We start from the raw sequence: 12965 nt of genomic DNA, 5'->3' as shown, positions 1-12965 counted from the left end.
GACGGCCCGTACTGGGAGCGAGGCAGCACGATCGGGGACATCCTTATCGGCGAGCAGCAGCGCCGTGAACTTGACCGACTCGCCGCGGTCTGGGGCGACGAGGACTAAGAAGTGCCCCTACCGGTGGCCTTCTCCAGAGTCGCGAGGGCGTCGGCGCGGACCTGTTCGTCATCCACGATCGCGTTGACGAAATCGGGCAGCAGCTTCATCAGCAGCGCCTCGTAAACGCGGGGTGGGGCGTTGTCGCCGTCCGGTCCTCGCGTGTGTCCCGCGATGGCGAGGGACAGCGCGACGGCAACGCCCGAGCCGCTCAGGGTCCGCCCGGCCATCTTGAGGATGCCCGGATACAGCCCGGGGACAACGCGGTCAGGATCCGCCTCTGCGATGCGGCGTGAGAGTTCGTCCGTGTCGGGGACGACGGTGGTTGCGGACATGAGGCTCCAGTCGATGCTGCTTGCGAGATTACGAGGGGGAGGTAGGCGCCCCCGATGGGGACAACCCAGTTCATCAGATCGCGCGCCACTGTGGTCGTCACCTGATCGGCTGGGCCCATCCTGGGGCGCGCGCCATACGGGGCCGGCGGCAATCCCGCCGCACCAAGACCCGGTGACCGTCGTGTCAACTCGCCGACATCTACGGTGAAGAGGGCTGAGTGGCGGCTTCGTGTTCCTCTGGATCGAGGTCGCCTGTCCGTACGATCACGTGCTCGCCATGCGGGCCGGGGACCTCGATCTGGATCTCGCCCCCGATGGTCGACATCGCCACCCGCCGAGGCTCGCTCTCCTGCCCCGACACGGTGAAGACCACCTCGTAACCGGGCGGCGGCCCGGGCAGCACCGTGCGGTGCTCGTCGTCCATCAGCCAGGCCGGGGCGACAACTTCCCCACTCCGCCCCTTGTCCTCGCCGGCGACTACCCGTACCCGGGTTCGCGGCGCCAGTCCTGCTGGCCGCTCGGCGGCAAGCGCCGCCTGCGCAGCTGCGCAGGCCCATCCCGTAACAACGTCGACCGCAGGCAGGGGTGAACCCCGTCCGATTCCGCGCGGCATCCCGCCGCTATTGGCGAGCGCGGGCGCCGTAGGCCACCGGCGGACCAACCAAGCCCACTCAACAGCCGCCTTCTCGGGCTCGGCATCTTCAGCTGCCGGTTCCAACTCGCCCCCGAGTTCGTACACCATGGCGGGTCCCTGCTCGAGGTGCCACAGCACGCTTCCGGTGTCCACTTCCTCAACGGAGCGTTCCTGCCGCTTGGCCAGGACCGAGAGGGTCACCGCGAGCACGCCGCGAATCGCACGCCCATCCCACGAGTCCGCCGGATGATGTCCGAGTGCCGCGATCTCGTCGGCGCGTTGAACCGCCTGTGCCCAGGCCAGTGGACGCTCCTCCGTCATGCTGCGAGCCTCCAGGCGGTCTCGAACGAGTAACGCTTGTCGGCGACTTCTGAGACACCCAGGGAGGCGGTCCACCGTACGCGGTCAAGTCGGAGCCCGCCGCTCTGATGAGACAGTGACGGTCGTGAGACACCCGAAGTGTTCATAACGAGCGCGGGGTCCGGAAGCCCGTCGCCGATCCCGCGGCTCATCCCGTCCCACCGCGGCTCCGGGAGCGGGGCGCCGGATGCGTTCTCCCGCTGCTGCCGGAGGAATTCCCAGGACGTCGGTGGCAGGTTGCGGCGCCGGACGGGGGCATCGGGGTCCCAGGTCCGGTTCAGCCACCGCCACCGCGCGAGTACCGGATCGTCCTGTTCACCGCCGGGCTCGGTGAGGGACTGGGCCGCTCCCGGGATCGTGTCCTCGACGAGTGCGATGACATGCTCGTCGTCCCACAGCCACCACAGCACCTGCGCCCACGGCACCGCTTCGACCGCCGCTCCGCCGCGCGTGTGCAGGGCGTAGAGGACCATGGCGATGATGTCGCGCATGGCGACGGTGTCCCAGTTGTCCTCGTCCATCCCACCGGGCCGCTCCCGGTGGACGACGGCCGTGGCGCGGCGTACGGCGGCGTCCCAGGCGTCAGTTGTCACGATCATGTCCGCGGTCACGGAGTGCTCCGATCTTGGTGAGCAGGTGCAGTCGGCCCAGTTGGCCTGCCTTGCCTACCGGTGTTTCAGCACCGGGACTCGTTGCTTGAACCTGGCGCAGGGCTAGGACTTGCCGGGCCAGCGACCGGTGGGCCACGACCAGGTACGCCAGGCCGCCGACGAGAGCGGTCCAGCCCGCCGCGAAGTTGGGTGTGGTGGCGGACTTCATCATGGCCGTGGCTCCCAGCCTGCAACTGAGCACGCCCAGCCCCAGTAAGGGAACGGATCGCGCGGGCTTGGCTGCATTGATTCCTCCGGCGGTGACGGGTCGTGGGGGTCCACTCGATGGCGAGCAGGAGTTCAGCAAGGTTGCCTGCTTGGGTAATCCGGCCGGTGCGTGGCGCTATTTCCGGCCTCCTGTACAGCCTGCCATGCCGTCAAGTCACAAGTGATGCACATCAGTTGCATCGAAGTTCGCCGCGGAGGATGCCACCGACGAATGTGTCGTATTCGGCGTCGGTGAACAGGTGCGGGGCCTTGTCGGTGTTCTTGGAATCGCGCAGGGCCACGATGCCCTTGTCGGCGATGAACCGAGCCGCCCACGGCCGCCGCGCTCCCACCTCATCTGGCCACCGCCCCAAGCCAGTTCGACCAGTCTCGGCCTTTCATCACGCCTGATCATTCGGCCTAGACTCAAGGCCGTTTGCCCGGCGCCGGCCGTCGGCAAGCAGGGGTGCACGCGACTGCGCGCCCGCCGTGGGCGTTGCCGAGTTCTGCTGACTGAAGAGGGGTGTTCCCGTGCCCGAGAGGGTCACCAAGGAAAAGGTGCTGTGCTACGTCGTGCGCGATGGAAAGCTGCTGGTGTTCCGGCACACCGACTACAGCTACGAGGAGGTCGGCATCCAGGTTCCGGCCGGCAGCATCCGCAACGGTGAGAAGCCCGAGGCGGCGGCGCTGCGAGAGGCGCGCGAGGAAACCGGACTGAAGGGCTTCACGATCGTGCGGAAGCTCGGCGAGACCGAGTACGACATCAGCCCGTACCGGTTCGAGATCCAGCGTCGCCACGTTTTCCACCTGGAGCTGACCGAGTCCACCCCGGAGCGGTGGATGAGCCGGGAAGAGCATGACAGGGAGCAGGAGCCCACGCACTTCGAGTGCTTCTGGATCCCGCTGGAGGCCGCCCACATCCTCCAGTCCGGCCAGGGCGCGTTCCTGGGACGCCTGTACGACTGACCCCCGTTTTGGTCACGGCCACCCAGTTCGGTTCGGCGAACGCAACTTCCTTACACAACGCCAGCGAGGCTTTCAAATAGTCCTGTCTTGATCACTGACGTGTTTGTCAGTGCTGGCGGGCATACTGCCCGGGCAGTGAACAAGACCGTGGGGGAAACGCGTGCAGGAACAGGTGACCGAATCCAGGCGCGGTCGCGCGTGGAGCGAGGCGGAGGACGCTCGGCTTGTCGAGGGTGTGCGGGAGGGGCTCGATCTGCCGGCACTCGCTGAGCGGCATGGCCGTACGACGGGTGGTATCGGCGCGCGCCTGGCGCTGCTCATTCCACAGCCCGGCCCGGCTGGCGATGAGGCCCTGGAATGGCTGAGAGCACGATTCGCTCGGGATGCGGCGTACTCATGGCAGAAGGTGCTGGACGAACGCCGGCGCCGTACCCGGCGCGAGCGCCGGGTACGTGACCAGAGCGCCCCTGCCTCTGAAGGGTTAGCGGATACAGCCGCGGCCGACGAGGTGCTGGCCGAATGGGAGCAGGTGACCGGTCATGTCCTACGGAGCGAACGCCGCGACGTCTTCCTCGCGCGCCAAGAGGTGCACGACCTGACGGCCGTGGCCGCCACCGTGCGGCAGCCGGCCGCCCGTCGACTGTGGCAGGACGGCACGCAGTTGTTGCTGGACGACTGGCTGCTGGAGTGCGTGTGCCCGGGAGCGGCGCGCTTGACAGCCGACTGGGATCTCATCGCCGAGCGGGACGACGACACGGTGCTGGTGCTGCGGGAACTCGTTGCTGCGGCTGCAGAAGACGTTCCCAAAGAGCGGGACCGGGAGATCCTCTCCCGGCGCCTCGGTCTGCACGACCAGCCGGCGCAGACGCAGGAGAAAGTAGCCGAAGCCCTCGGCATCTCGCGGGAACGGGTTCGCCAACTACAGACCAGGGCCCTCCGCAGCATGGCACGTTCCGCTGCCCCCGCCTCTCGCAAGACCCGCAGGGTGCTGGCGGAGCTGAGCTGCGTGGATCGCGTGTCACTGGATACAGGACCGTCGGCGGCCGAACGGCTGCTCGACCTTGCCGACGTTCTGCTTCCCTCCGTAACGCCGAGACAGGCGGTGCCGCTGTTGGCTCGGCTGGCCGGTGCCGACAAGGTGCGCGCGGAAAACCTCGCGGCCGAAGCCGCGACGATACGCATGCTGCGCCACGAGTCCGCTCGCCGCGAAGCGACACAGCAGCGGCGCATCGAGCGCGCCACCGAGCGTTGGGCCGCGCTGGAGACCGAGGTCAACTGGTTCGGAACGCTCGAACCAGCTCCGCCGCGCGCGGAGTTGGAGACGCTGAGGGAAGAGAACAGCGGTGGCAGGGACTTCGGGGCCTGGCACTGCCCGAAGCTGGGCCGGGACGTGGCGTACGAGTCGGAGACGGAGCTGCGGGTGGTGCAGCTGCTCAGCTTCGCCCCGCAGATCGCGTACTACCAGGAACAGCCCCTCGCCATCAGCTATGAATTCGCCGGGCGACATCGTACCTACTATCCCGACCTGCTCGTGGCCACGGCCGACGGGCGCTGCATCCTCATCGAGGTCAAACCCGTCTACGAGATGGCGATGGCCGTCAACGTCGCCAAGTACCGTGCCGTCGAGGCATTCTGTCGTAGTAAGGGCTGGGGCCTTGTCGCTACCGACAGCAAGCGCACCCGACGTCTCCTGGAGAACCGGCCGGTCGATCCGCACGTGGAGGTCGTACTCTCCGCCGCCCTGGACGAGCACACCGAACTGACCTGGCCCCAGGTACAGGCCGCGCTCGGAACGGTGCCACTGGATTCCCTGAGCCTCGCGGCCTTGATCTTGAAACGCGGCTGGGAGTGGTCCATCCGTCCCTACCGGCTTCGTAGCGGTACGCAGGCCAACCACTCCCGTGTCCCGTCGGCACCGGCCGCTGGCACGCTCCAGCCTTTTCCTCCGGATGCCGTTCAAGAGCCCGCCGCCCTATACACCTCGGACGGCGATATCCCCTCTCCTGATGACATCGAGGCTGCCCGTACCCCCGCAGGCGGCTGGACCCGCGACCAACTTGCAGCCTGGGGTATCCCCTGGCCCCCGCCCCAGGGGTGGAGAGAGCAGCTCATCACTCAGTGGAAGGCGGGCAGCCGATAGCCACCAACTCGTACGCCATCCCCTCGTACTGCAGATGGCGGTATGTCGGTCCGCCATGCAACGCCCGTAGAGGCTGATCTCGCCGGATCGTGTTGGCAGGTGCCCCTGGGCGCCCGAGCGACTCTCGTCGACGGTCTGCGACGATCCGGTCCTGCACGCCGCCAGGCTCCAGGACGGTGGCGGGCGGCTCGACGCCGGCGGCAGGTGCGCGGGTGTCGTCAGCGGCGGTGCGCCACCCGTGCCAGGGCGCTCTCGACATCACCGAGGCCCACGAGCATCTGCTGAGCCGCGGCATGCCGCAGCAGCCAGAACTGGTCCAGGTCCTCCTGGAGCAGACCGGGTTTGAGGTAGTGTTGTTTGACGCCGTACAGGCTGGTCATCAGCTGAAGCAGTGCCACTCGGGCACAGGCGGTGACGTCGGCCGTCGGCACGTGCGGGTTGGCCTCCAGGTAGGCGCCGACCAGGTTCACGCCCGCCGCCATCCAGTCCTCGTCCAGGACGACCGTGCGCGGGTCGAACGCGATCCGGCCTAGCTCGTAGGCGATCAGGAACGGGTCCGGAGGCAGGAAGTCCAAGACGGCGGTCAGCTCGTCGCCCTGGAACAGCAAGTTGACGGCCGAGTAGTCGCCGTGCAGAACCTGCGTCGTCAGCGACGGAAGGCCAGCCAGGAGCTCGGGGATACGGTGCAGCATCGCGCGCCGCTCGGCCAAGGTCCGCAGCGCCTGCTCGTCGAACTCATCACGCTGCGCCCGTTCCCCGGCAATGCCCAGCAGCTTGACCGTGGTGGCTTCGAGTTTGTCGATGTCCGGGCGCAGCCACTTGTCCAGCTTCGCCGACGGGCCGGATCCGGCCGGGTGGTCGGCGAACGTGGTGTGAATACGGCCCAAGGTTGTTCCGGCGGCGCGCTGCTGGGCGGGGTTGAGACCGTGGTTGACGACCGCGCCGGGCACCCATTCCCACACCGAGACGGCGATGCCGCCCTGCCGGACGATGGTGTCTCCGCCCGTTGAAGGTCGCACTGAGGCGACCGGCACCTGGTGAATGCCGGCCAGTTGCGTCTGGTCGACCGCACCCTGATCGGCGCTCAGGCCCGCGCTGCTGTCCTGATAGTGCTTGACGAACAGCACCTGATCGCCTACATAGGCCCGGTAGTTGATGGTCACCTGGCCGACCGGCAGCCGTTCCAGTACGGCGCCGGGCAGGCCGTAGGCGCTGGCGAGCACCGAGGCGAGATCAGACTGCGCTTGCGGGTTCAAGATAACCCCTCTTTGTGACGTGCCGTGAACGGATGAGCACTCTATGGCCTGCCCAGGGGGTCTCGGCACGTTGCGCCCATCACCGGCGGGCCCCTGGTGGCATCGGTCCAAGCGCGCCTGGGTGGTGCGGGGTTGAGTGGTCCACTCGACGGTGACCTCGATGCTCTGGCCGTCGGCGATCCAATCCCGGGCCCGTCCGGCCACCAGCGCTCGGACCGCCGCGTCCAGCCCGCTTCCGTCGTCGGACAAGTGCATGCAGGACCCAGGAGGGGCAGGGCACCTGCTCCAGCGCCACGTCCCCGTCACGGCCCGCTGACGGCAGGGCGGGGGCGAGCTGGGCGGTGTCGGCCAATGCCCGTTTCTGCGGCCCACCTGGCGAACAGTTCCGGCACTTTCTCACCGGGCACCATTCGGTACCAGACCCAACTCGTGAGCCAACCCTCTGGCTGCAGACGGTGGTTCAGCCGGTCCACCACACCACGCTGTTCAGGTGCACCATTCCACTCGCACGGGCTCGCGGGCGGCGGCGAGGGCACCGTCGAGGTCGGCGAGGCGTTCGGCAAGGGTGGTGGTGGCGAGTCGGGTCGGGAGGGCGGCGGAGAATTTGAGGCCGCGGACGGCGCGCGGGTCGACGGTTGGCAGGGTGAGGGAGTCGGGGAGTTCGGCGCGGGCGGACTTCCAGTCGGCGGGGGAGAGGTCCTGGCGGAGGCGGACGTGGGTGTCGGTGGGGCGCTGCACAGGGTCGGCGAGGTTTCCGAGGGAAGCTGTGAGGGTGGCGTTGGCGCGGTAGCCGGCCCAGGTCCACCAGCGGGCGGCATCCGCGTCGTGGACCAGCAGGGTGCCCGCAGGGTGCACTTCGTGGGGTGCGCGGTTCATGCGGAGTTCGGCAAGGGTCGCGGTGGCGCGGCGGGTGAGGCGGACGTCGGGGTCGGTGCCGAGGAGGACGTCGCGCATGGCGCGGGTGAGGGCGTACGACAGGCCGCGGGCTTCGCTGCCCTGCCATTTCGCGATGCCGCCGTCTTCGACGGGTTCGACGAAGGCGCGGCGTCGGGCCCAGTCGATGAACGTGACCTGCCAGCTGCGGCCGGCCAGGAGGAGGCGGCGCGGGCCTTGGCGTTCTTCGGTGAGGACGGTGGGGTCGGTGGTGCCGATCTCGGTGCGTCCGGCGAGCACGGTGAACTCGGGGGGCGCGGTGAAGGAGGCGGTCAATTCCATGAAGTGCCGTCGGCCGAAGTGCTTCTCGGCCTCGGGGCCGATGAACAGCATGCCGCCGTCGCTGTCGAGGAAGCCGCCGTCGATTAGGTGGGACAGGAGGGGAGCGGCGGAGCGGTCGAAGGGGGCGAGGCCGTTCCATTGTTCGGGCCACAGACGGTCGCCGATGCGGTGTTCCTGCAGGGTGACGGCGAGGAGTTGCTGTGCGACGAGGTGGCGGGGCGAGGGCGGCGGGGTCACGGGTTCGACCCAGCCGCGGGCCCACAGGGTGAGCAGGCCGGCGGCTTGGAGGAGCGTGTCGGGGCGGGTGGTGAGGAACAGGCAGTTGCGGGAGGTTCCGGTGCGGCGTCCGGTGCGGCCGATGCGCTGAAGGAAGGAGGCCACGGTGCTGGGTGAGTCGATCTGGATGACGCGGTCGAGATCGCCGACATCGATGCCGAGTTCGAGGGTGGAGGTGGAGACGATGACGCAGTCGCGGGCTTCGGCGAAGGCTTGCTCGGAGCGTGCGCGTTCGTCGGTGGAGAGGGAGGCGTGGGAGAGGAAGACGGTGACGTCGCGGGCTCGTAGTGCCGCACCGAGTTCTTCCACCTGCTTGCGGGAGTCGCAGAAGACGAGCCGCTTTTCGCCCAGGTGCAGAGTGGAGATCACCTTGGCGGCGTTGGCGAGGGATCCGACGTAGTCGAGCTCTACCTCTCCTGCGGGGCGCGGGAGGTTTCCGGAACCTGCTGTAGGGGTGCCGTTGGTGGCGGGCAGGGTGACGCCGGGGGCGACGACCCGGCCGCAGCGGTCGGCGGGGGTTGCGCCCTGGAGCCAGGTGAGCAGGGTGTCGGGATTGCCCACAGTGGCGGAGAGGCCGATGCGCTGGATGCGTTGGCCGGCCAGTCGCTCCAGGCGTTCGAGTACGGCGAGCAGGTGCCAGCCGCGGTCGTCCCCGGCGAAGGCGTGCACCTCGTCGACGACCACGGCGCGCACACGGCCCAGCATGTGCGTGTGGTCGGTCTTGACGCTGATGAGCATCGCTTCGAGAGACTCGGGTGTCGTGAGCAGGAAGTCAGGGGAATCGGTGCGGATGCGGCGGCGTACGGACTCAGGGGTGTCGCCGTGCCAGAGCGCGGCTCGGCGTCCCAACCACTGGGCGTAGCTGTCGACCCGGTGCACCAGGTTGTTCAGGAGCGCCTTGAGCGGGGCCAGGTAGAGCACGGAGGTGCCGGTCCAGCGCTTATCCCGCATGGCGGACAGCAGCGGGAAGGTGGCCGCCTCCGTCTTCCCGCCTGCCGTCGGGGCGAGCAGGATCGCGTCCTCGCCGTCCATCAGCGGATGCACGGCAGCCTTCTGCAGGGGGCGCAGATCGGGCCACCCGAGCGTGTTGACGATGTGGTGCAGGACGACCGGGTCGAGGCGTTCCACCGGGTCGGTGTCGCGCGACTGATCCTGCACGTGTGTGACTCCTGCACTGGTCCGTCAGAGTTCGGTGCTTCGAGAAGTAGGTCTTCAGAGCTCTCGGTCGAGGTCGAGTTCGAGGTCGTCCGCCGAGACCGTCGGCGCGGGAGCGGCGAAGTTCCGTTCGGTGGCTGTGAGGTCGCCGCTTCCCACTGTCAGCTTGTAGTGCGTGCGCGGGTCGAAGTCGGGGAACTGGTCGATCCGGTCGAGTACATCTCCGACCAGCTTCTTGAGATACAGCCGTGGTGCTACTCCGACTTTTCCGCCGAGGGCCCCGCCCACGGCCCGTGCCAGGTCGGTGAGGTAGGCGTCGTCGGCGAGTTGCTTGATCCGTTCGGGAGACTGGGATCCTTCGGCGAAGAGGTCACGGATGGTGGCACCCAGGCCAGTCAGCGACTCCTCGGTGAATCCAGACAGTCGGATTTGGACGGCCCGAGGGTTGTCGAAGCGGGGGTCCGTGGTGAAGTCGGTGGCGAGGCGCTGGGCGAGCGGTGCGAGTCGCTGTACGCCCTGCTGTCCGTCGTAGAAGGCAGGTGTGCCGGTGATGACGAGGTACAGGCCGGGGAAGCGGCCGGAGTGGACCTCGTCGATGAGTTGCCGCAGCGCGTTGAGTGCCTTGTCGCGGGCATCGGAGCGGACGCGTTGAAGGGTCTCCACCTCGTCCAGGACCAGGACGAGTCCGGCGTGCCCGGCGTCCCGGAGCACGGTGAGCAGGCCCTGGAGGAAGCCGAAGGCGCCGAAGTGGTCCAGGTCGCCGCGGACTCCTGCGCTGCGTCGGGCGGCTGCGGCGACGTGTGGCTGGCCGCCGAGCCAGGCCATGACCGCAGCGGCGGTGGCCTCGTCTCCGGCGTCCAGGGACTGCTTGTATCCGCGCAGAGCGGTGGCGAACGCGGGGGCGTGCCGGGACACCTCGGCAAGGCGGGCGGTGAGCAGCTTCTCCACGGCCTGCGGCAGATCGTTCTCGCTCGCGCCGTCGGCGAGTGCGTCCTCCTCCAGTGCGTAGAACCAGGCGTCGACGACCGGCCTCAGGGCGCTGGGCGGGAAGCTCGCGGTGGTCATACGCTCGGTGAGCCGCCGGTAGACGGTCTCCAGCTTGTGCAGGGGGGTCTCGGTCTCCGACACCTGTACTTCGGCTACGGCGAAGGTGCGTCGTTTGGCACGTTCTCCGAGCCAGCGAGTGAAGAAGGTCTTGCCGGATCCGTACTCGCCGCGCACGGCCTTGAACACCGAGCCGCCGGCGGCGACGGTGTCCAGCTCCTCGTCAACGGCCCGCTCGAAGCGGTCGAGGCCGGTGGCGAGCAGGTCGAGGCCGCTCTCGGGGACGGCGCCGCGCCTCAGCGCGTCCACCACGGCACGCCGTCGAACGGCCCCGACCGGGGTGGCGGCCCCGGATGTTGAAGATCCAAACGCGTTCACCCGGACAGTCTCCCATCCGGCCGCTCACCCGGACGGACACCGATGTGGACGCCCGGTCGCCGACACGCGGACCGGGTGGGCCGGGAAACCGGCCCGCCCGTCGCAGCCGCATTACGCCGGTTCACAGCCCGAACTGCTCGGTCAGCTGGGCGCGATGCAGGCGCAGGGTGCGGTTGTCGGGGAGGATCTCCAGGATCTGAGCCCCGTCGTAGTTGAGAACTTGGGCCAGGGTCGCGGCGAAGCCGGGGGCACGGGTGGCGGGCTGTCCCGCTCGTTCGGCAAGAGCGGTCATCGGCAGGGTGCCGGCCTCGACGAGCGCGGCCAGCGCCTTCGGGATGGCGGTCTTGTCGCGTGGCTTACGGGCGAGCAGGTCCAGCTGTGCCTGATACAGCTCGGTGGCCATAAGGCGCTCGACCAAGGCGACAGCACGGTCTTCGGACTGGCCGGAGGAGGGCGCGGGCTCAGGCTCGGCTGCGGAGTCGGCCGGTTCCTGCGGTGCGGGGGCTGCCACCTCGTCCTCGCCGAACAAACTGATAGCGCCCTCAGGCACCGGTGCGGCGGCCTTTCTGCTCTGCTTGCGGCGCGGGCTTGCCACGGAGGCGTCGGGCACGACATCAGCGTCAGCCTCGGCTGCGGCACCGCCCTCGGGGTCCTGCGTCCACCAGGAGGGTGTCGGGTCGCCCAGCTCCCGCCATCCGGTCGGCGGCTCGGCGCCGAAGGGCAGCAGGGCGAGCAGTGGAATCGTGAACTCGGCGAGGGTCGCCCCGCCGTGGTAGCCCGCCTTGAGCGCGGTGTACCGCGTGTCGTGGTCCCGCAGCGCGACGATCCGTGATCCGGGCTCCGGCCAGATCACCCGCGGTCCGGACAGCTCGATCTCGGCCGGTGTGACGGGTCCGCCGGGGGTGCGGTGACGGGCCGACCCTATGGTGCCGGCCGCGTCGATCTTGTTGCCGCGCCGCTCGATCACATGGCCGTGGTCGGAGGTGAGCAGCACGGTCATGCCGTTCGCGCGAGCGGCCCGCAGCAGCGGGTCCAGTCCAGCGATCTCCTTGGTCTGCCATGTGCCATCGCCGAGTTTCTGCTCCTTGGCGAGGCGGTCGTCGACGGTGTTGAGGACTACCGCGACATGGGTTCCTTCGTCGGCGAGAGCTTCGGTGAGGGCGGTGGAGAAAGGCGAGCCGGTGTCGGGGCCGCGCAGGTCGTCCTTGTGGAACACGGCCGCCGGGGCTCCGTTCCAGCAGGGGTGCTGGGGGAAGAGCCGCTTCTCGTCGCTCTGGTCGCCCTTCATCAGGGTGCCCGCGAACAACGAGGTGCGGGATACGGCGGTGAGGGTGGGCAGCGCGGCGGCCACGGCACGCCGGACGGGCGCTCCGGTTGTGTCGGGCAGCGGATCGAACTCCGCCCACTGTCCGCGCAGTTCTTCGCCGAGCTCGGCTGCTATCGCCGCACTCATCCCGTCGACGAGGAGGAGCAGAACCCGTCGGCCGGGGCAGGCCACGACGGGAGCGACGACACGGTTCAGGAAACTCTCCACCGTGACCATCGCGCCGGGAGGCGTGCCGTCCGCGGTCCACACCGCGAGCCGCTCGGAGAACGCACGGTCCAGTTCACGGCGCTTGTCCCGCGCCTGGGCGCCGATCCGGCTGTACGCGTCGGCGAGTACGTCGTCCGAGTCGCCGCCCGCTTCCAGGTGCTCCAAGGCCCGGTCCGCCCAGCCGAGTTCGCGGATCTGGCGGGCGGTGCCGTCGGCCACCGAGGCGACGTCGGCCCCGGGCTGGCCGGCGAGCCACTGCCGCAGCCGCGCCGCCATCCGTACTCGCTCGATACGGGCCGCGGTGGCGCCGTCGGCGGCCAGAGTGTGGTCGGCCAGCGCGGTGACGGCGGCCGTGACTGTCCCGGCGCCGCTGTCGAGGAGGGCGCGGCCCGCGGCGGTGAACCGGGCGTCGAGTCCGGCCGGGAGCAGCGGGCTGGCAGCGGCGGCGGCCTGCGCCCCGAACTGGGCGACGAGCTGTGCGGCCCGGGTCAGGACCGGGTCGGCAAGCCGGTGCTCGCCCCGGTCGACGAGGCCGCGGACGTACGCCTCGCCGTTGTGTCCGAAGGAGGCCAGGAGTCTGTCGAGGTCGTCGCCCTGGGAGGGCGGCTGTTCGCCGAGCCACCGCTCGGCTCGCCCCCGTGCCCGGTACAGGTCGTGGTCGGCCTCCGCGTGCCCCCACAGGGCGGCGCAGACGACCGCGTACGCGGCTGCGTCCG

11 protein-coding genes are annotated in these 12965 nt (G+C 69.2%); 2 read left to right on the top strand and 9 right to left on the bottom strand.

All coding sequences use genetic code 11. The features are described 5' to 3' along the window. Positions 1 to 104 precede the first annotated feature (104 nt). The 5 genes from AOK08_RS27350 to AOK08_RS43705 form a co-directional block, all read right to left on the bottom strand. A complete protein-coding gene (locus tag AOK08_RS27350; protein WP_055530921.1) occupies positions 105 to 434 on the bottom strand; it encodes a hypothetical protein in 330 nt (109 codons plus the stop codon). A gap of 199 nt (positions 435 to 633) precedes the next feature. Beyond that, positions 634 to 1389 carry a hypothetical protein gene (locus tag AOK08_RS27345; RefSeq protein WP_055530919.1) on the bottom strand — a complete coding sequence of 252 codons (756 nt, stop codon included), beginning with the start codon at positions 1387 to 1389 and terminating at the stop codon, positions 634 to 636. Beyond that, positions 1386 to 2021: a hypothetical protein gene (locus AOK08_RS27340; protein ID WP_157876815.1), complete on the bottom strand. Its 636-nt coding sequence runs from the start codon at positions 2019 to 2021 to the stop codon at positions 1386 to 1388. Before AOK08_RS27340 ends, AOK08_RS27345 begins: the two co-directional genes overlap by 4 nt. Beyond that, positions 2011 to 2250 carry a hypothetical protein gene (locus tag AOK08_RS45995; protein WP_157876814.1) on the bottom strand — a complete coding sequence of 80 codons (240 nt, stop codon included), beginning with the start codon at positions 2248 to 2250 and terminating at the stop codon, positions 2011 to 2013. Before AOK08_RS45995 ends, AOK08_RS27340 begins: the two co-directional genes overlap by 11 nt. Before the next feature lie 226 nt (positions 2251 to 2476). Next, the gene (locus tag AOK08_RS43705; RefSeq protein WP_157876813.1) at positions 2477 to 2638 is read right to left on the bottom strand and encodes a DUF397 domain-containing protein; all 162 of its coding nucleotides are present in this window, start codon (positions 2636 to 2638) and stop codon (positions 2477 to 2479) included. A 178-nt stretch (positions 2639 to 2816) separates the two neighbouring features. Here AOK08_RS43705 and AOK08_RS27335 point away from each other — a divergent pair, with 178 nt between their 5' ends. Together AOK08_RS27335 and AOK08_RS27330 are read left to right on the top strand one after the other, a co-directional pair. Continuing rightward, positions 2817 to 3251 carry an NUDIX hydrolase gene (locus tag AOK08_RS27335; protein ID WP_055530915.1) on the top strand — a complete coding sequence of 145 codons (435 nt, stop codon included), beginning with the start codon at positions 2817 to 2819 and terminating at the stop codon, positions 3249 to 3251. Positions 3252 to 3411: 160 nt separating this feature from the next. Next, a complete protein-coding gene (locus AOK08_RS27330; RefSeq protein ID WP_055530913.1) occupies positions 3412 to 5391 on the top strand; it encodes a TnsA endonuclease N-terminal domain-containing protein in 1980 nt (659 codons plus the stop codon). Between the two features lie 218 nt (positions 5392 to 5609). Here AOK08_RS27330 and AOK08_RS27325 read toward each other — a convergent pair whose 3' ends face one another. The 4 genes from AOK08_RS27325 to pglZ form a co-directional block, all read right to left on the bottom strand. Next, on the bottom strand, positions 5610 to 6902 hold the full coding sequence (locus AOK08_RS27325; RefSeq protein WP_079054301.1) for a phosphotransferase enzyme family protein: 1293 nt from the start codon (positions 6900 to 6902) through the stop codon (positions 5610 to 5612). Positions 6903 to 7133: 231 nt separating this feature from the next. Beyond that, positions 7134 to 9296 carry a DEAD/DEAH box helicase gene (locus AOK08_RS27320; RefSeq protein WP_055530911.1) on the bottom strand — a complete coding sequence of 721 codons (2163 nt, stop codon included), beginning with the start codon at positions 9294 to 9296 and terminating at the stop codon, positions 7134 to 7136. 54 nt (positions 9297 to 9350) lie between these two features. Continuing rightward, positions 9351 to 10715, bottom strand: a complete 1365-nt coding sequence (brxD, locus tag AOK08_RS27315) for a BREX system ATP-binding protein BrxD (RefSeq protein ID WP_055530909.1) — start codon at positions 10713 to 10715, stop codon at positions 9351 to 9353. A gap of 121 nt (positions 10716 to 10836) precedes the next feature. Beyond that, the coding region (pglZ, locus tag AOK08_RS27310; RefSeq protein WP_055530907.1) for a BREX-2 system phosphatase PglZ at positions 10837 to 12965 on the bottom strand (2129 nt) is incomplete at its 5' end.

Origin of the sequence: Streptomyces graminilatus (assembly GCF_001418565.1) — a bacterium.
GTDB classification, from domain to species: Bacteria; Actinomycetota; Actinomycetes; order Streptomycetales; family Streptomycetaceae; genus Streptomyces; species Streptomyces graminilatus.
The sequence above is the reverse complement of the archived record's forward strand: the minus strand, read 5'-3'. Positions and strand labels throughout refer to the sequence as shown.

Coding starts and splice junctions, on each gene's coding strand:
- AOK08_RS27350 (WP_055530921.1), bottom strand. CDS start 434: ATGTCCGCAACCACCGTCGTCCCCGACACGGACGAACTCTCACGCCGC.
- AOK08_RS27345 (WP_055530919.1), bottom strand. CDS start 1,389: ATGACGGAGGAGCGTCCACTGGCCTGGGCACAGGCGGTTCAACGCGCC.
- AOK08_RS45995 (WP_157876814.1), bottom strand. CDS start 2,250: ATGATGAAGTCCGCCACCACACCCAACTTCGCGGCGGGCTGGACCGCT.
- AOK08_RS27325 (WP_079054301.1), bottom strand. CDS start 6,902: ATGCACTTGTCCGACGACGGAAGCGGGCTGGACGCGGCGGTCCGAGCG.